21 protein-coding genes are annotated in these 17,482 nt (G+C 72.4%); 20 read left to right on the top strand and 1 reads right to left on the bottom strand.

From position 1 onward, the window contains the following. Positions 1 to 107: 107 nt before the first annotated feature. From aroF to aroA, 3 genes are read left to right on the top strand one after another with little or no spacing between them, the layout of a single operon-like run. Positions 108 to 1,196 carry a 3-deoxy-7-phosphoheptulonate synthase gene (gene aroF, locus caldi_RS08425; protein ID WP_319951810.1) on the top strand — a complete coding sequence of 363 codons (1,089 nt, stop codon included), beginning with the start codon at positions 108 to 110 and terminating at the stop codon, positions 1,194 to 1,196. Then, the gene (locus tag caldi_RS08420; RefSeq protein WP_264844639.1) at positions 1,189 to 2,073 is read left to right on the top strand and encodes a prephenate dehydrogenase; all 885 of its coding nucleotides are present in this window, start codon (positions 1,189 to 1,191) and stop codon (positions 2,071 to 2,073) included. The genes aroF and caldi_RS08420 overlap by 8 nt, the downstream gene beginning before the upstream one ends. A gap of 29 nt (positions 2,074 to 2,102) precedes the next feature. After that, positions 2,103 to 3,383, top strand: a complete 1,281-nt coding sequence (gene aroA / locus caldi_RS08415; RefSeq protein ID WP_264844638.1) for a 3-phosphoshikimate 1-carboxyvinyltransferase — start codon at positions 2,103 to 2,105, stop codon at positions 3,381 to 3,383. A gap of 9 nt (positions 3,384 to 3,392) precedes the next feature. Here the strand turns inward: aroA and gpr are convergent, their stop codons facing one another. Further along, complete coding sequence (gpr, locus tag caldi_RS08410; RefSeq protein WP_264844637.1) at positions 3,393 to 4,370, bottom strand: GPR endopeptidase; 978 nt, start codon at positions 4,368 to 4,370, stop codon at positions 3,393 to 3,395. A 158-nt stretch (positions 4,371 to 4,528) separates the two neighbouring features. Here gpr and caldi_RS08405 point away from each other — a divergent pair, with 158 nt between their 5' ends. From caldi_RS08405 to acpP, 17 genes are all read left to right on the top strand, one after another. Continuing rightward, on the top strand, positions 4,529 to 5,428 hold the full coding sequence (locus caldi_RS08405) for a TRM11 family SAM-dependent methyltransferase (protein WP_264844636.1): 900 nt from the start codon (positions 4,529 to 4,531) through the stop codon (positions 5,426 to 5,428). Then, positions 5,425 to 6,507: a DNA adenine methylase gene (locus caldi_RS08400; protein WP_264844635.1), complete on the top strand. Its 1,083-nt coding sequence runs from the start codon at positions 5,425 to 5,427 to the stop codon at positions 6,505 to 6,507. Before caldi_RS08405 ends, caldi_RS08400 begins: the two co-directional genes overlap by 4 nt. A gap of 45 nt (positions 6,508 to 6,552) precedes the next feature. Next, complete coding sequence (locus caldi_RS08395) at positions 6,553 to 7,701, top strand: HD-GYP domain-containing protein (protein ID WP_264844634.1); 1,149 nt, start codon at positions 6,553 to 6,555, stop codon at positions 7,699 to 7,701. A gap of 3 nt (positions 7,702 to 7,704) precedes the next feature. After that, complete coding sequence (locus caldi_RS08390; protein ID WP_264844633.1) at positions 7,705 to 8,760, top strand: S-layer homology domain-containing protein; 1,056 nt, start codon at positions 7,705 to 7,707, stop codon at positions 8,758 to 8,760. A gap of 67 nt (positions 8,761 to 8,827) precedes the next feature. Next, positions 8,828 to 9,352 carry a hypothetical protein gene (locus caldi_RS08385; RefSeq protein ID WP_264844632.1) on the top strand — a complete coding sequence of 175 codons (525 nt, stop codon included), beginning with the start codon at positions 8,828 to 8,830 and terminating at the stop codon, positions 9,350 to 9,352. A gap of 6 nt (positions 9,353 to 9,358) precedes the next feature. Then, entirely contained in the window at positions 9,359 to 9,964 is a 606-nt protein-coding gene (gene rsmD / locus caldi_RS08380; RefSeq protein WP_264844631.1) for a 16S rRNA (guanine(966)-N(2))-methyltransferase RsmD, read from the top strand. Then, on the top strand, positions 9,961 to 10,446 hold the full coding sequence (gene coaD, locus caldi_RS08375; RefSeq protein ID WP_264844630.1) for a pantetheine-phosphate adenylyltransferase: 486 nt from the start codon (positions 9,961 to 9,963) through the stop codon (positions 10,444 to 10,446). The genes rsmD and coaD overlap by 4 nt, the downstream gene beginning before the upstream one ends. 34 nt (positions 10,447 to 10,480) lie before the next feature. Beyond that, positions 10,481 to 10,924, top strand: coding sequence for an ATPase (locus tag caldi_RS08370; protein WP_264844629.1), 444 nt, complete (start codon positions 10,481 to 10,483; stop codon positions 10,922 to 10,924). An 84-nt stretch (positions 10,925 to 11,008) separates the two neighbouring features. Beyond that, entirely contained in the window at positions 11,009 to 11,554 is a 546-nt protein-coding gene (locus tag caldi_RS08365; protein WP_264844628.1) for a YceD family protein, read from the top strand. Between the two features lie 20 nt (positions 11,555 to 11,574). Continuing rightward, on the top strand, positions 11,575 to 11,766 hold the full coding sequence (rpmF, locus tag caldi_RS08360) for a 50S ribosomal protein L32 (protein ID WP_264844627.1): 192 nt from the start codon (positions 11,575 to 11,577) through the stop codon (positions 11,764 to 11,766). A 206-nt stretch (positions 11,767 to 11,972) separates the two neighbouring features. Then, the gene (fapR, locus tag caldi_RS08355) at positions 11,973 to 12,572 is read left to right on the top strand and encodes a transcription factor FapR (RefSeq protein ID WP_264844759.1); all 600 of its coding nucleotides are present in this window, start codon (positions 11,973 to 11,975) and stop codon (positions 12,570 to 12,572) included. Beyond that, entirely contained in the window at positions 12,556 to 13,560 is a 1,005-nt protein-coding gene (gene plsX, locus caldi_RS08350) for a phosphate acyltransferase PlsX (protein ID WP_406568111.1), read from the top strand. Before fapR ends, plsX begins: the two co-directional genes overlap by 17 nt. A gap of 19 nt (positions 13,561 to 13,579) precedes the next feature. Further along, a complete protein-coding gene (locus tag caldi_RS08345; RefSeq protein ID WP_264844626.1) occupies positions 13,580 to 14,581 on the top strand; it encodes a beta-ketoacyl-ACP synthase III in 1,002 nt (333 codons plus the stop codon). A 27-nt stretch (positions 14,582 to 14,608) separates the two neighbouring features. Further along, complete coding sequence (locus caldi_RS08340) at positions 14,609 to 15,451, top strand: DegV family protein (RefSeq protein WP_264844625.1); 843 nt, start codon at positions 14,609 to 14,611, stop codon at positions 15,449 to 15,451. A 26-nt stretch (positions 15,452 to 15,477) separates the two neighbouring features. Next, complete coding sequence (gene fabD, locus caldi_RS08335) at positions 15,478 to 16,419, top strand: ACP S-malonyltransferase (RefSeq protein WP_264844624.1); 942 nt, start codon at positions 15,478 to 15,480, stop codon at positions 16,417 to 16,419. 1 nt (position 16,420) lies between these two features. Then, the gene (fabG, locus tag caldi_RS08330) at positions 16,421 to 17,167 is read left to right on the top strand and encodes a 3-oxoacyl-[acyl-carrier-protein] reductase (RefSeq protein ID WP_264844623.1); all 747 of its coding nucleotides are present in this window, start codon (positions 16,421 to 16,423) and stop codon (positions 17,165 to 17,167) included. A gap of 47 nt (positions 17,168 to 17,214) precedes the next feature. Then, positions 17,215 to 17,457: an acyl carrier protein gene (acpP, locus tag caldi_RS08325; RefSeq protein WP_264844622.1), complete on the top strand. Its 243-nt coding sequence runs from the start codon at positions 17,215 to 17,217 to the stop codon at positions 17,455 to 17,457. Positions 17,458 to 17,482 lie beyond the last annotated feature (25 nt).

Genomic DNA, 17,482 nt, shown 5'->3' with positions numbered 1-17,482 from the left:
CGAGCCGGGCCAACGAGGGTGGTACCGCGGAAGGCAGGCTTCCGTCCCTTGGCGGGGACGGAAGCCTTTTTCTGAGTGGCGCAGGCAACGAACGAGCGGGGGTCGAGATGCCGATGATCATCGTCATGCGCAAGGGAGCCACGGAGGAAGAGATCGCCGATGTCGTCGAGCGGGTCGAGCGCGCCGGGTTCGGGGTGCACCTCTCCCGCGGCGAGGAGAGCACGATCGTCGGCGTCATCGGCGGCGACCGGGCCTCGCTGGAGGCACTGGGTTCCAGCCTCGAAGGCCACCCGGGGGTGGCTCGCACCATGCGGGTGACCAAGCCCTACAAGCTTGTGAGCCGGGAGTTCCACCCCGAGGACACGGTGGTCGAGGTGGGCGGGGTCCGCTTCGGCGGCGGCGAGGTGCCCGTGATTGCCGGGCCCTGCGCGGTCGAGGGCCGGGAGCTGTACCTGGAGGCGGCGTTCGCGGCCCGGGAGGCCGGCGCCACGGTCCTCCGGGGCGGGGCCTACAAGCCGCGCAGCTCGCCCTACACCTTCCAGGGGCTCGGCGAGGAAGGGCTCGAGATCCTCGCTGAGGCTCGCGAGCGCACCGGCCTGCCGGTCTGCACGGAGGTCATGGACCCGGAGTCCGTGCCGCTGGTGGCCCGGTACGCGGACATCCTCCAGGTCGGCGCCCGCAACGCCCAGAACTACCCGCTTTTGCGTGCCCTGGGGCAGATCGACCGCCCGGTTCTCCTCAAGCGCGGGTTCGGCACGACCATCGAGGAGTGGCTGAGCGCCGCCGAGTACATCCTGGCGGGCGGCAACAGCCAGGTGATCCTCTGCGAGCGCGGGATCCGCACCTTCGAGACCGCCACGCGCTTCACCCTCGACGTGGCCGCGGTCCCGGTGGTGCGCCAGCTGACGCACCTGCCCGTGGTGGTCGACCCCAGCCACGCGGCCGGCAAGCGCCAGTGGGTGGCCGCCCTGGCCCGGGCGGCCGTGGCGGCCGGCGCCGACGGCCTGGAGGTGGAGGTGCACCCCCGTCCGGACGAGTCGGTCTCCGACGCCGCCCAGGCGCTGAGCCCCGAGGCGTTCCGGCAGATGATGGACGAGATCGCCGCCATCGCGGCGGTCCTGGGGCGGCGGGTCCCGCTGCCCACCGCTCACACGCGGCCCGCGGCCGGAGCCCCGGTGGCGCCGGTGGGTGACTGAGGTGCCCGCACCGGAGCTGCCGCTGGACCGGGTGGCCATCTGGGGCGTCGGCCTGATGGGAGGCTCCCTCGGGATGGCCCTCCGGTGGGCGGGCGCGGCCCGGGAGGTCGTCGGGATCGGGCGCGACCGCCGGACCCTGCGGGTGGCACAGGAGCTCGGTGCCGTCGACCGCTGGGAGACCGATCCGGAGGCAGGCATGGCGGGGGCGCAACTCCTGGTGCTGGGCGCCCCCGTGCGCGTGATCCGGGACCAGGCGGCGGAGTGGGGACCGAGGGTGCCCGAGGGCTGCGTGGTGACCGACCTCGGCAGCACGAAGGCCGAGGTCGTCGCCGCGTGGGAGGCGCACATCGCCCCCGGCGCGGCCTTCGTCGGCTCCCACCCGATGGCCGGGTCGGAGCGGGCCGGGGTCCGGGCTGCCCGGCCCGACCTCTACCGGGGCGCCCGCTGGGTGATCACCCCCACCCCGGCGACCCCGCCCTGGGCGGCGGCCCTGGTGGCCCGGGTCGCCGAGGCGGTGGGGGCGCGGGTGCTGTGGATGCCGCCGGACCTCCACGACCGCCGGGTGGCCTACGTGAGCCACCTGCCGCAGATCGTCGCCACCGCCACCGCCGCCGCGGCGCAGAAGGGCGACGAGGCCGTGGGCTGGGTGATGAGCCTGGCGGCGGGCGGGTTCCGTGACACCACCCGGGTCGCCGCCAGCCCCGTCTACCTGTGGCAGGACATCCTGCTCACCAACCGGGACCCCGTGCTGGCTGCCCTGGCCGACTTCCGGGAGGCGCTCGACGGGCTCGAGGCGGCGGTGCGGGCGGGAGACCCCGAGGGCATCGCCCGCTGGTTCTCCCGGGCCCACGAGGCGAGAAGCCGGCTCGCCCTGTAGGGAGCCGGCCTGCGAGGAGGGCGACGCCGATGCGTTTGACCCCGTCCGGCCCCCTGCGCGGCCGCCTGACCGTGCCGGGGGACAAGTCCATCTCCCACAGGGCCGTCATCCTGGGGGCGATCGCCCGGGGGACCACCGAGATCACGAACTTCCTGCCCGGCGGGGACTGCCTGCGTACGGTGGCCTGCATGGAGGCGCTGGGGGCGGAGGTCGAGCGGCGGTCGCCGACCCACCTCCGGGTCCGGGGCCGGGGCCTGGACGGGCTCCGGGAGCCGGAGGACGTCCTGGACGTCGGCAACTCCGGTACGACCATCCGCCTGCTGACCGGTCTCCTGGCCGGGCAGCGGTTCTTCAGCGTGCTGACCGGAGACGCCTCCATTCGCCGGCGGCCGATGGGCCGGGTGGTGCGTCCCCTCACCGAGATGGGCGCGGAGATCCGGGGCCGGCAGGGGGGCGAGCGGGCGCCCCTGGCCGTACAGGGGCGGGCGCTCCGCCCGGTGCACTACCGCTCCCCGGTCGCCAGCGCCCAGGTGAAGTCGGCCGTGCTCCTGGCCGGGCTCACGTGCGAGGGAGAGACCGCCGTGACCGAGCCGGCGCCCAGCCGGGACCACACCGAGCGGATGCTCGCCGGCTTCGGGGCCCGGGTGCGCCGCCAGGGGCTCACCGCGGCGGTCGAGGGCCGGCCGGACCTGGAGGGACAGCGGGTGGACGTGCCCGGGGACATCTCCTCCGCGGCCTTCCTCCTCGTGGCGGCGGCCCTGGTGCCGGGCTCGGAGGTCGTGATCGAGGGGGTGGGGGTCAACCCCACCCGGACCGGCATCCTGGACGTGCTCGCGGCCATGGGGGCGGCGGTGGAGCTCCAGAACCCGCGCGAGGCGGCCGGCGAGCCCGTCGCCGACCTTTACGTGCGCTCGGCGCCCGGCCTGCGCGGGGCCGAGATCGGCGGCGAGCTCATCCCCCGCCTGATCGACGAGATCCCGGTGCTGGCCGTCGCCGCCTGCGCGGCGGAGGGCACCACCGTGATCCGGGACGCCGCGGAGCTGCGGGTGAAGGAGAGCGACCGGCTCGCGGCGCTGGCCACCGAGCTCGGCCGCCTCGGGGCCCGGGTGGAGGAGCGCCCTGACGGGCTCGTGATCCACGGCGGCGGGCTCCGGGGCGGCCGGGCGCAGGCCCACGGCGACCACCGCCTGGCGATGGCGCTCGGGGTGGCGGGCCTCGTCGCTCCGGAGGGGGTGGAGGTGGAGGGCGCCGAGTCGGTGGACGTGAGCTTCCCCGGGTTCTGGGACGTCCTCGCCGGCCTGGTGCGCTGACGGCCGCGGTCAGACGTAGCGCATGAGTTCCTTCGCCGTGACGCCCTTGTGGAGAGCGGCGTTGAGGGCGCCGGCGATGAGCCGGGCCATGTCCTCCACCATCTCGTCGACGCCCTTCGGGGTCACCACGAGGCTACCCACCGCAGGGGTGAGCACCTCGTCGATCAGGCGGCGGACCTCCTCCGGGCCGAACTGCGCGTAGAGGTCGAAGAAGGCGTTGCGCCCCTTGAGGCGGGTGGCGAGCAGCTGGAACGTGTCGTAGGCGATGGTGGCCGCGTGGACCACCGTGGGGACGCCGATGGCGATCACGGGCACCCCGAGCGATTCGGCGTCCAGTGCCACCCGCCGGCCCTGGAGGCCGCTGCCGGGCCGGATTCCGGTGTCGGCCAGCTGCACGGCGGTGCCGATGCGCTCCACGCTCCGGGCAGCCAGGGCGTCGACCGCGATGACCGCCCGGGGGCGGATGCGCTCGACCACGCCCTGGATTACCTCCCCCGTCTCGACGCCGGTGGTGCCGAGCACGCCGGGCGCGAGGGCGGCCACGGGCCGGAGGTCCCCCCGCAGCTCGGCCGGGACCACGTCGCGCAGGTGGCGGCTCACCAGGATCTTCTCCACCACCCGGGGGCCCAGCGCGTCCGGGGTGGCCCGGGCGTTGCCGAGCCCCACGACCAGTACCGGGGCGTCCGCAGGCAGTCCGAGGAGCGCCTCGATCTCCCGGGCGAGGGCCTGGCTGATCCGCTCCTGCAGGTCGAGGTTCCGCTCGCGCAGCCCCGGCGCCTCGATGGTGACGTAACGGCCGGGCGCCTTGCCGATGGCCTGCTCGCCCTCCGGACCGTGCACGTGGACCCGGGTGACGGTGAACCCGTCGCCCTGCTCCTCCTGGACCGTGACGCCGGGAAGCTGCTGACGGGCGGCGCCCTGGACCGCGCCCGCGGCCTCGGAGGCCAGGTCGGTGTAGGGATGCCACTGCCCCTGCGAGATCGCCACTCTGCCCTTCCCTCCGTCGGTAGGTTGGTCGTGGATCCGCGGAGCCATACGGGCCCCCGGCGTCCCCCGGGGAACGTAGGCCCTCCGGAGGTGGGGGCGCGGCTTGGCAGCGAGTTCCGTTTGATATACTGTTAACGAAGGTGGTCCGGGAGGCGGGGGTGAGACGCGACGTGGCGGGCGAGCCGGCGGGCGGCGGCGGGCCGCACGTGGACCTCGGGCCCCGGGGGGTGTACCACCGGGGCAACCGCCTGAATGACCTCACCGGCAAGGAGTGGCTGTTCAGCACCCGCTCGGTGATCAGCATGCCGTTTCCCCCCTCGTGCCAGTTCGAGCTGCGGAGCCAGCACGGGGGCCAGAAGCCGCCGGAACTGTGCGCGTACCTGATCCGCATCTTCACCAAGTCGGGGCAGCGGGTCCTGGACCCGTTCATGGGGGTGGGCGGGACGCTCCTCGGGGCGTCCCTGAGCGGCCGGGAAGCCGTGGGGATCGAGATCAGCCCGCGCTGGGTCGACATCTACCACGAGGTGTGCCGGCGGGAGGGGCTTGCCCCCCAGACCGCCATCGTCGGGGACAGCCGGCAGGTGCTTCCCACGCTCGAGGGCCCCTTCGACTTCCTGCTGACGGACGTGCCATACTGGGACATGGACCGCCGCCGGCGCTCGGCCGGCAAGTTCAAGCGTGCGGGTGAGGCGGCCCGCCCGCGCCGGCCCTCGAAGCTCCAGGCGTTCGGCGACGGACCGCGCAACCGCGAGGAGTGGCTGCGCCTCCTGGAGGACGTGTTCGCTGCGGCCCGACCGCTCCTGCGCCCCCGGGCGTACCTGGCGGTCTTCATCGGCGACATGTACCACAGCGGACGGTTTCACCCGCTCTCGCACGAGGTGGCGGCGGTGCTCGACCGGCTGGGGTACGTGATGAAGGGGAATCTGATCTGGTACGACGTGTCGAAGAGCCTGCACATCTACGGCTACCGGTACGAGTTCATCCCGAGCATGATCCACCAGAACATCCTGATCTTCCGGCACGAGCCGGGCGGGTCCGCGAGGCGGTCGGGCGCGTGAGCCCCATCGAGACGGTCGCCGAGGCGCCGGCGCTGCCGGCCGTCCACGTCCACAACCGGAAGTTCATCGGTTCGAAGTTCTCGCTGCTGCCCTTCATCACGGAAGTCGTCGACCGCTGCTGCCCGGACGCCCGCACGGCGGCCGACCTCTTCGCCGGCACCGGGGTGGTGGCGTACGCCCTGGCGGCCCGGGGCCTGGCGGTCGTGGCGGCGGACAACCTCTACAGCTGCTACGTGCCGCTGCGCGCCTTCCTGACCGGCGGAGCGGAGACCCGGGCCGGCCGGGTGGCCGAGCTGCTCCGGACCCTCTCCGCCCTCCCCGGCAAGCGGGGCTATGTCTGGGAGAACTACGGCGGTCGATACTTCACGGAAGAAAACGCCGCGCGCATCGACGCCATCCGCGAGCAGATCGCCGCCTGGGCCGCCGGGGGAGTGGTGGACGCCGCCGAGGAGGCCATGCTCCTCACCAGCCTCCTGTACGCCGCCGACAAGGTGGCGAACACCTGCGGGCAATACGACGCCTACCTGAAGCACCTGGGGCGGGAGGCCTACTCCCCCGACGGCACCCACCTCGTGGACGCGTCGGTGTACCGCCCCCTGACGCTGGGGATGCCGGTACCGGCACCCGGCGGACACCGCCACCGGGTCCTCCTGGGCGACGCCAACGAGCTGGTCCGTCGGGTTGAGGTCGACCTCCTTTACCTCGATCCGCCCTACAACACGCGCCAGTACATCGACAACTACCACGTCCTGGAGAACATCGCTCGCTGGGAGCGGCCCCCCCTCTACGGCAAGACCCGCAAGTTCCGGCGGGAGGCACACAAGAGCCGGTACTCCCGCCGGGGGGAGGCAGCCCGGGCGCTGGCCGAACTGGTCCGGGACGCCCGCTGCCGGCACATCCTCCTCAGTTACTCCGCGGAGGGCATCCTCCCGCACGAGACGCTCGTGCGGATCCTCGAAACTCGCGGGGATGTCGCCGTGTACACCCGAAAGTACACGGTGTTCGGGAACGGCGCGGGGCGGTCGCGGCGGCGACCCGTGCTCGAGCGTCTCTATTATTGCCGGGTGACGCGCCCGTAAAGAGACGGAGCCGAGAGCGGGCGGCCCCGGGGGGAGGTCGGAGCGGTGCGGCGGGTGTTCGTGGACGATCTGAGGCCCGGAATGCGGGTGGGGAGGTCCATCGTCGACGCGGCCGGGCGCGTGCTCCTCACGGCCGGAACGGTCCTCAAGCCGAGGTACATCCAGTACCTGCGGCAGCGAGGCATCGCGGCGGTCGACATCCTGGACGACCTGGCGCCGGACGTGGTGCCGCCGGACGTGGTCTCGCCGCAGACGCGGATGGCGCTGACCGCCGAGATCCGGAACCTCGGGGAGGACCTGCGGCAGGAGCTGAACAGAACCGGGGCCCGCAGCCTGCGGCGCTGGGCGGATCGGTCTCTCGGGCCCCTCCGGTCGGCGGTGGCGGCCGTGGTGGACGAGATCGTCAGCAACCCGCAGGCCCTTCTCCACATGCAGGAGATCCGCCTGCACGACGAGTACACCTGGGGACACTCGGTCGACGTGTGCATCCTCTCGACCCTCATGGGGACAAGCCTGGGCTACGACGTGGCCCGCCTGCGGGAACTGGCCATGGGCGCTGTGCTGCACGACATCGGCAAGGTCACGATCCCGGAGAGCATCCTGAAGAAGCCCGGCCCCCTCACGGAGGAAGAGACCGCGGAGATGCGGCAGCACACGGTGCGGGGGTTCGAGATCCTGCGCCAGAGCGAGGGGATCAGCCTGCCCGCCGCCCACGTCGCCTACCAGCACCACGAGCGCTGGTCCGGCGGCGGCTACCCGCGCGGGCTGCGGGGCGAGGAGATCCTGGAGTTCGCCCGCGTGGTGGCGGTGGCGGACGTCTACGACGCGATGACGGCTGACCGGGTCTACCGCAAGGGCTACAGCCCGGAGCGCGCCCTTCGTAACCTCCGGGAGGTCGTCTCGGACTGGTTCGAGCCACGCATGCTGCAGGCGCTGGTGGACAACATCGCCGTGTACCCGGTGGGCTCCCTGGTGGAGCTGAACACGGGGGAGGTGGCGGTCGTGGTGTCGGTGCGCAAGGGGGCCGCAGAACGCCCCCGGGTGCGCATCGTCGAGGACGCCTCGGGGCGGCGCCCGGAGCGGCCCCGGGAGCTGGACCTGGAGCGGTACCCCGGCCTTGCCATCGTGCGGTCGCTCCGGGACGTGGAGAACCAGGCGGACGCCGGGCAGCAGGCATCTCCGGGAGGGGCGTGATCCGTGCGCACCGCGTGGCGGCAGGGGTTGGCGGCGATCGCCCTCGTGCTGGCGGGCACGGCTGGGGCGCCGGGCCCGACGCTCGCCCCGGCATCCGGGGCACCCGCCCCGGTGCCGGAGGCGGCCAGCGAGCCAGGGCATCCGGCGCCGGCGGCACCACCCACGGCAGAGGCCGTCTTCGAGGACGTCCCGCCGGGGCACTGGGCGGCAGAGGCGGTCGGCGGGCTCTACCTCCTCGGGGCGGTGCGCGGGGACGGCACCGGCCTCTTCCGCCCCGAACAGCCCGTCACCCGCGCGGAGGCCGTGGCGATGGGCCTCCGGGCCATGGGCATCGTGCCGGGCGGGCTGTGCGCGCGGGTCTTCGCGGACACGCCTTGCGAGGCGTGGTACCGGCCCGCCGCAGAGACCGCCTACCGGCTTCTCGTGGTCGACGGTGGCCCCGGAGGGTTCGACCCGCACACCCTGCTGAGCCGGGAAGAGGGGATGGCGCTCGCCGTCCGGCTGGCCGGCCGGGTGGGGGAGGCCCGGGCCCTCGACCCGCAGGCCGTGGGCCGGACGCTCGCCGCCTTCGCAGACGGGGAGGCGGTGGGTGCGAGCTTCCGGGGGGCGGTGGCCTGGTTGGTCCGCCAGGGAATCGTCGGCGGCCGGGACGGACGGCTGGATCCCGGCGAGCCCCTCACCCGGGGGCAGGCTGCTCTCCTCTTCTACCGCCTTGCGGCGAGCCGAGCCGGACCCGTCCGGGTGGAGGAGGTCGACGGATTCCCGATCCGCTACCGCCGGGCGATGGACATGATCGCCTCCAAGTACTCCGCAGGCGAGCCGGGTGTCGGCACGGTGACGGCCACCGGCGTCCGGGTACGGGAGGGGATCGTCGCCGTCGATCCCCGGGTGATCCCGCTCGGGAGCCGCCTTTACGTCGAGGGCTACGGGTACGGGGTTGCGGCGGACACCGGCGGGGCGATCAGGGGGAACCGGATCGACCTCTACACGTCCGACGTGCACGAGGCGAGGTACCGGTTCGGCCTGCGCCCGGTGCGGGTGTACCTCCTGGACGGCTGAGAGCGGCCCTGCGCGCGAGTGTTATAATGAAGTCTGCTGTTCCGATCAGGCCGGAGGGGACACACCCGTGCTACAGGCACTGGAAAACCTGGCGCAAACGCTCAAGGACGCCGTGGACGATACGGGCTACCCGGCTGCCATCCGCACGGTGACGGAGTACTGGGAAGGGGCTGTCACTCCCCACGTCGAGGTCATCCTGAGCATCGGCCGGGACCAGCAGAACGAGGCGGGGCCCGTCGCCGATGTTTATATTTACCCCGTGCGCGACCAGGTCTGCGAGATCGAGGTCGAGGTCACGCTGCCCGCCCACACCGTCGCCCACCTGCAGCCCGCGCAGCTGTGGAGCCGGGCGAAGGAGATCGCCGGGGTCGAGGTGGGTATCAGCGGCATCCAGCGGTACTTCCGGGGCGAGTCGGGGAAGACGGTCCACATCCATCTGGAGTCGCACTTCATCATCGACTACTGGCTCGAGATGGAGGTCCCGGTCGAGGGAGAGGCCACGGACGAGGACTGGGAGAACTTCGACGCGGCCCTGGCCAGCCTCGCCCAGGGAATCGCCGGCCTGCTCGCCCTGGCCGAGGAGCGCGAGTAGCCGGCGGTGCGGGTGATCGCGGGTACGGCCCGGGGCATCCGGCTGCGGACGGTGCGGGGGCTGGGGGCCAGGCCCACGTCCGACCGCGTGCGCGAGACGCTCTTCGCCATCCTCCAGCCGGTGTTGCCGGACGCCACGTTCCTCGACCTCTACGCCGGCTCGGGGGCCGTCGGGATCGAGGCGCTCAGCCGGGGTGCCCGGCAGGCGCTGTTCGTCGAGCGCCACCCGGGGCAGGTCCGGGTCCTCGTGGCCAACCTCGGGGCGACCGGGCTCAGGGAGCGGGCCGAGGTGTGGCGGCGTGAGGTGTCGGACGCCCTGGCCGATCTGGCCCGGCAGGGGCGGCACTTCGACGTCGCCTTCCTGGACCCGCCGTACGGCCGGGACCTGGTTCCCGCCACGCTGCCGGCCCTCGTTCCCGTGGTCGAGCCCGGAGGGCTCGCGGTGGCGGAGCACCACCGGCGCGACCGGGTCCCGGAGGCGGCAGGGAGCCTCCGGCGGGTGCGAGAAACCACAGTGGGAGAGACCGTCCTGTCGTTCTACCGCAGAGAGGAGCAGGGTGGGCGCCCGGACGGAGCCCATGCCGGAAACGCAGGGGAGGGCTTGGCAGAGTGACGGTGAAGGCGATCTGCCCGGGGAGCTACGATCCGCCCACCTGCGGCCACCTGGACATCATCGAGCGGGCGTCCAGGATCTTCTCGGAGGTCCTGGTGGGCGTCCCCGTGAACTCGACCAAGGTGCCGCTGTTTTCCCTCGAGGAACGCCTGGACATGCTCCGGACCATCACGGCGCACCTGGACAACGTGTCGGTGATCCCGATTCACGGGCTCACCATCGAGGCCGCCCGGGCACACGGGTGCCGGGTGATCGTCCGCGGGATGCGCGCGGTCCAGGACTTCGACTACGAGTTCCAGATGGGCATGATGAACCGCAAGCTCGCCCCCGACGTCGAGACTATGTTCCTCATGTCGGACTTCAAGTACATGTTCATCAGTTCCACGCTCGTGAAGGACGTGGCCCGGCACGGGGGCGACCTGGACGGCCTGGTCCCGCCGGTGGTGGCGGAGCGCCTGCGGGACCGGTACGCGGTGCGCTGACGGGTAGGCCGGCTGCCGGTCGGAGGGGTCGGACTTGGACATCTTCGCGCTGCTGGACCGCCTCGAGGAGACCGTACACAGTGCGACCCGGGTGCCGCTCACCGGCAAGGTGATGGTGGACCCGGAGGAGATCCTCGCGCTCGTCGACGAACTGCGGGCGTCCCTGCCGGAGGAGATCCGGGCGGCCAGCCGGCTCGCCGGCGAGCGGGAGCGGATCCTCGAGGCCGCCCGGGCGGAGGCCGAGTCCCTCGTCCAGGAGGCGAAGAACTTCGCCGCCCAGCTCACGGACGAGACCGCCGTGGCCCGGGAGGCGCGGGCGCGGGCGGAGGAGACGATCGAGCAGGCGAAGCGGGTCGCCCGCGAGATCCGCGCCGGGGCCCTGGAGTACGCCCGCGACGTGCTGGCGCGGGTCGAGCAGAACCTGGAGAAGGCGTGCGAGGCGGTGCGTCAGGGGCGGGAGGCCCTGGAGAAGGAGTGAGGGGCGCGGCCACGGGACCGGCGTTGACGGCCGCGGCGCCCGGACCCTATAATGTCCCCGTGTGTCGCCAGTGAGGTGGGGCCGGTGCGGCTCGATGTGGCCGAGCTGGAGCGGGAGGGCGGCCTGCGCCGGGTGCCGCTCACCGTCTGCCTGGACGCGGCGGAGGCGGGCGGCGATGTGGTGGCGTTCCCCTCGCCGCTCCGGGGGGAAGCGGAAGCCGTCGCCACGAAGGACGGCGTCACCGTGCACGTCACCCTCACCGGCGAGGCGCTTCTCCGCTGCGCGCGGTGCCTGCAGTCCTTTGGGTACCCGCTCCGCCTGTCGTTCGCCGAACACTTCCGGCCCGGACCGCCGGGGGTCGAGCCGGCGGCGCTGCAGGGCGGGGAAGACGAGGTCCCGTACGTGACCTACGATGGCAAGAGCATCGAGCTGGACGAGGTGATCCGCCAGCACGTGCTGCTGGCGCTTCCCATGAAGCCCCTGTGCCGGGCGGATTGCCTGGGGCTGTGCCCCCGCTGCGGCAAGAACCTCAACGAGGGCCCGTGCACCTGCGGGTCGGAGGAAGAGGACCCGCGCTGGGCCCCGCTGCGGCAGCTGAGCCCCGGCGGACCCGGGGACGGTCAGGTCTAGGCGGAAGGAGATAGGACGTCATGGCGGTACCGAAGAAGAAGAAGTCCCATCGCAAGCAGGCGCAGCGCCGGGCGCACTGGAAGCTGACGGCACCCACCCTGGTGGAGTGCCCCCGTTGCCGGAGCATGAAGCGGCCCCATCACGTGTGCCCCACCTGCGGCCACTACGATGGGCGCCAGGTCCTGAAGGTCGCCGGGGCCGGGACGGAGTAGGCGTGCCCGCGCGGCGGGGCGGGAAGGCAGCAGCCCTGCCTTCCCGCCCCGCCGCGTCCGGGGTGCGCGCTGCCTTCCGCGCCGCCTATTGCCACCGCACAGGCCCTGGGAGTATAATCCTCACACTAGGTGCTATTAGATAGTGCTAGTACTAGAGGGCGGCCCCCGCAGGCCGCGGGAGGGGGCGGCGGATCCCGGTGGCCCGGATGCCCAGCGGACTGAGGAAGCAGGACCGGCAGGCGCAGCTGCGGGAGCGGCTGCGCGAGAACCCGTTCCTGAGCGACGAGGAGCTGGCCCGCATCTTCGGCGTGAGCATCCAGACGATCCGGCTGGACCGGCTGGCCCTGGGCATCCCGGAGCTCCGGGAGCGGACCAAGTCCGTGGCCGAGCGCACGTACGGGATCGTGAAGTCGCTGGGCTCCAAGGAGATCGTGGGCGAGCTCATCGACATCACGCTTGGGCAGCGGGGCATCTCCATCCTCGAGACCACGAGCAGCATGGTGTTCGAACGCACCCGCGTGGTCCGGGGCCAGTACATCTTCGCCCAGGCCGACTCCCTCGCCATCGCCCTGATCGACGCCGAGGTGGTGCTCACCGGCCTCGCCAACGTGAAGTTCAAGCGGCCGGTGTTCCTGGGCGAGAAGCTGGTTGCCAAGGGCGAGGTGATCCGCCGGAAGGGGGACCACTCGGTGGTCCTCGTGGAGACGTTCGTGGGACCGGAGAAGGTGTTCCGCGGGAAGTTCGTGGTCTTCGCCGTCGATCCGGGGCGCGTGGCAGGAGGCGACCGGCTTGAAGGTGGCCGTTGACGCCATGGGCGGGGACCACGCCCCGGGCGAGGTGGTCCAGGGGGCGCTGGACGCCGCGCGGGAGCTCGGCGTGGAGGTGATCCTGGTCGGCCCGCCGGAGGTGGTGGAGGCGGAGCTTCGCCGGCGCCGTCCCCGACCGCCGGGGGTGGAGGTCGCCCCGGCCGCCGAGGTCATCTCGCCGCACGACCCGCCCGTCCAGGCCGTGCGGCAGAAGCGGGACAGTTCCCTGGTCGTCGGCATGCGGCTCGTCCGGGAGGGGCGTGCCGACGCCTTCCTGTCGGCCGGCCCGACCGGAGCCCTGCTGGCGGCAGGGATCTTCGTCCTGGGCCGCCTGGAGGGTGTCGACAGGCCGGCCTACGGCACGCTGCTGCCGACCCGAAGTGGCCGGCCGGTGCTCGTCCTGGACGTGGGAGCCAACGTGGACAACCGGCCCGAGCACCTCGTGCAGTTCGGCATCATGGGCTCCGTCTACGCGGAGGCGGTCCTCGGCCGCCCCCGCCCCTCCGTCGCCCTCCTGGCGAACGGCACGGAGGCGGAGAAGGGCAACGCCGTCACCCGGGCGGCCTACCAGGGCCTGAGCCAGGCCCCGGAGGTCAACTTCCGGGGGTACATCGAGGCCCGGGACCTGCCGGAGGGGCAGGTCGACGTCGTCGTGTGCGACGGCTTCGTCGGCAACGTGGTGCTGAAGCTGTACGAGGGTCTGGGCCTCACGCTCTTCGGCATGGTGCGCGACGCGCTCACCTCGACGTTCCGGGCACGTCTCGGCGCGCTCCTCGCCCGGCCGGCGCTCGTGAGCCTCAGGCGCCGGCTGGACTGGGAAGAGGTGGGCGGGGCACCGCTCCTGGGTGTTGCGGCGCCGGTCATCAAGTGCCACGGGGCGTCCCGGGCACGGGCCGTGGCCAGCGGGCTCCGGGTGGTGCACGAGTTCGTGTCCCGCGGGGCCGTCGAGCGGATGCGGGCGCGCCTCTCCGCGGCGCCCCGCAACTGAAGGGGGACAGGATTCCGAGATGGCGAGGCAGCAGGGACGGCCCGTGGGCATCACCGGCATCGGCATGTACGTACCGGAGCGGGTGCTCACGAACCAGGACCTCGAGAGAATCGTCGACACCTCGGACGAGTGGATCGTCACCCGGACCGGCATCCGGGAGCGCCGGATCGCCGGACCGGAGGAGTCCACGTTCACCATGGCGCTGGCAGCGAGCCGGCAGGCCCTGGAGATGGCCGGGGTCCGCCCGGAGGAGATCGACCTGATCGTCGTCGGCACCGTGACGCCGGACATGATCTTCCCCTCCACCGCGGCGCTCCTGCAGGAGGCCCTGGGGGCGAGCCGGGCGGCGGCCGTCGACATCTCGGCGGCCTGCCCCGGCTTCGTGTACGGCATCACGCTGGCCGGGCAGACCATCGCCAGCGGGCTCTACCGCACCGTGCTCGTGGTGGGGGCCGAGACCCTGAGCCGCATCACCGACTACCAGGACCGCAACACCTGCGTCCTGTTCGGGGATGCCGCCGGGGCGGCGGTGCTGCAGCCCGTGCGCGAGGGGTACGGGCTCCTGGCCAGCATCCTCGGTTCCGACGGTTCCGGCGCCGAGCACCTGTACCTGCCCGGCGGCGGGTCACGCCACCCCGCCAGCCACGAGACCGTGGACAAGCGGATGCACTACATCCGGATGAACGGCAAGGAGGTCTTCAAGTTCGCCGTCCGGGTGATGAACGAGTCCACGGTGCAGGTGCTGGAGGAAGCGGGCCACACGGTGGCGGACCTCGACCTCCTGGTTCCCCACCAGGCGAACATCCGCATCATCGAGGCCGCCGTGGAGCGGCTGGGCATCCCGTGGGAGAAGGTCGTGGTCAACCTGGACCGGTACGGCAACACCTCCACGGCGACCATCCCGGTCGCACTGTACGAGGCGCTCCAGGCCGGCCGCATCCGCGACGGCGACCTCCTGGTGCTCGTCTCCTTCGGGGCGGGCCTGGTCTGGGGCGCGACGGCGCTGCGCTGGGGCCGGTAGGGAAAGGAGGGGCCTGAGCTGCCCACCGTGCGAATCGTGACCGACTCCACCGCCGACCTCGACGCCGCCCTCCGGGCCGAGCACGGCATCGAGATGGTGCCGCTCACGGTGCACGTCGGCGACCGGGCGTTCAAGGACGGGGTCGAGATCGACCCCGACGGGCTCTGGCGGGAAGTCCGGGGAAGCGGCGCCCACCCGCGCACTTCCCAGCCCCCGCCTGGCGACTTCGAGGCCACGTACCGGCGGCTGCGGGCGGAGGGCGCGGAGGTCGTGTCGATCCACATCTCGAGCGACCTGTCCGGAACGCTGGGGTCGGCGGCGCTGGCGCGGGAGTCGGTCGGCGGGGAGGGCATCACCCTGGTCGACAGCCGCAGCGTCTCACTGGGACTGGGGCTCATCGTCCTGGAGGCGGCGCGGCGCGCCCGCGGCGGCGCGACTCTGGCCGAGATCGAGGCGTACGCCCGGGAAGCGTCCCGGCGGACCCACATCCTCTTCGGGGTTGACACCCTGGAGTACCTGGTCCGCAACGGGCGGATCGGCCGCGCAGCGGCCCTCCTGGGCACGCTCCTCGACCTCAAGCCCGTGCTCCAGATCCAGGACGGGGTCGTGAGCGCGGCCGACAAGGTGCGGGGCCGCAGCAAGGTGCTGCCCCGCTGTCTCGAGCGCATGGCGGAGCGCGTTCGCCCCGGCTCCCGCGTGCGGATGGCGGTCCTGCACGTGCAGGCGCCGGACGAGGCCGCGCGCTGGCTCGAGGCGTTCCGCCGGGAATACCGGGCCGAGGAGGTGCACGTGGGGCCGGTGGGCCCGGTGGTGGCCGTGCACGTGGGGCCCGGCACCGTGGGCATCGTCCTGCAGGAGATCTTCGACTGACACCGGCGTCGGGAGGCGAGTCCCGCGTGGGCAAGATCGCGTTCGTGTTCCCCGGCCAGGGGTCGCAGTACGTGGGCATGGGCCAGGCGCTCGCGGAGGCGTACCCTGCCGCCCGCCGCCGCCTCGAGGAGGCCGGCGAGGCCTTGGGGATGGACCTCATGCGGCTCCTGTTCGAGGGGCCGGAAGACGCGCTCGCGGAGACGGAGAACACGCAGCCGGCCATCCTGGCGGTCTCGGTCGCCTGCCTCGAGGTGCTGAGGCAGGAGGGCCTGGAGCCGGAGGTGGCGGCCGGACTCAGCCTGGGCGAGTACTCGGCCCTGGTGGCGGCCGGTGCGCTGGAGTTCGCCACCGCCGTGCAGGTCGTGCGGCAGCGGGGCCGGTTCATGCAGGACGCCGTCCCGCTCGGGGTGGGCGGGATGGCCGCCATCCTGGGGCTCGACACGGTGGTCGTGGAGGCCATCTGCGAGCAGGCGCGCGGGGTGGGGTGGGTCGAGCCGGCCAACTACAATTGCCCGGGCCAGGTCGTCGTGGCCGGCGAGGTCGCCGCCGTGGACCGGGCCGTGCAGCTCGCGAAGGAGGCAGGCGCGGCGCGGGCGGTGAAGCTCGCGGTCAGCGCACCGTTTCACACCCGGATGCTGGCCCCTGCGGCCGATCGCTTGGCGGAGGTCCTCGCCGCCGTCCCGATCCGGCCCGCCCGGATCCCGGTGGTGGCGAACGTCACCGCGGAGCCGGTCCAGGACCCGGAGGAGATCCGCACGCTGCTGATCCGCCAGGTGGCCTCGCCGGTGCGCTGGGAGCAGTCGGTGCGCCGCATGGTCGCGGACGGGGTGGACACGTTCGTGGAGGTGGGGCCGGGCCGGGCGCTTTCCGGATTCATCAAGCGGATCGACCGGAGGTTGAAGGTATTCAATGTAGAAGACCCCCAAACGCTGGCTGGAGCGCTTGATTCGCTGGGGAGGGTCTGGTAATATGTCTCTAGCCAACCGGGTGGCCGTTGTCAGCGGCGCCACAGGCGGCCTGGGACAGGCGATCAGCCGGGCGCTCGCTGGGCAGGGCGCTCGGGTTGTTTTAGGTTTCATACATGCCGGGGAAGCGGCCCGGTCCCTCGCGGCGGAGATCGAGGCGGCGGGGGGAGAGGCCCTGCCGGTCCAGGCGGACGTGTCCACGGCCGCGGGGGCGGAGGCCCTGGTGAAGGCGGCGCTGGAACGGTTCGGCCGCCTGGACATCCTGGTGAACAACGCCGGGGTCACCCGGGACAGCCTCCTCCTTCGCATGGACGAGTCGGATTGGGACACGGTTCTGGCCACGAACCTGAAGGGGGTGTTCCTCCTCACCAAGGCCGCGATCCGGCCCATGCTCAAGCAGCGGTGGGGGCGCATCATCAACATCACGTCCGCCGTCGGCCTGGTGGGCAACGCCGGCCAGGCCAACTACGCAGCCGCCAAGGCGGGTCTCATCGGATTCACCAAGTCGGTCGCCCGCGAGCTGGCAAGCCGGAACATCACCTGCAACGCGGTCGCCCCCGGGGCCATCGAGGCCGGCATGCTCATGCAGCTCAGCGAGGATCAGCGACGGGCCATGGTGGAACAGATCCCCCTGGGCCGCCTCGGGCGGCCGGAAGAGGTGGCGGCCGCGGTCGTATTCCTGGCCTCGGAGGGGGCAGACTACATCACCGGCCAGACGCTGGCTGTGGATGGCGGCATGACCATGCATTAGGAAAGCCAGCGGTGGTTGGTCCCATTCCTGGAGGAGGCGAGCGCGTCATGGCCAGCAAGGACGATATTTTCAAGAAAGTAAAGGCAATCATCGTGGACCAGCTCGGCGTGGAGGAATCCGAGGTCACGCCGGAGGCCCACTTCATCGACGATCTCGGTGCGGACTCGCTGGACATCGTAGAGCTCATCATGGCCCTGGAAGAGGAATTCGGCCTGGAGATCCCCGACGAAGAAGCCGAGAAGATCGCGACGGTCAATGACGCTGTCGAGTACATCCGCTCGAACTCCTAAGCGCGGGGCTGCCTCCCCGAAACCG

This window comes from Caldinitratiruptor microaerophilus (assembly GCF_025999835.1).
GTDB lineage: Bacteria > Bacillota > Sulfobacillia > Symbiobacteriales > ZC4RG38 > Caldinitratiruptor > Caldinitratiruptor microaerophilus.
This window is presented reverse-complemented; position numbering and strand designations above follow the sequence as displayed.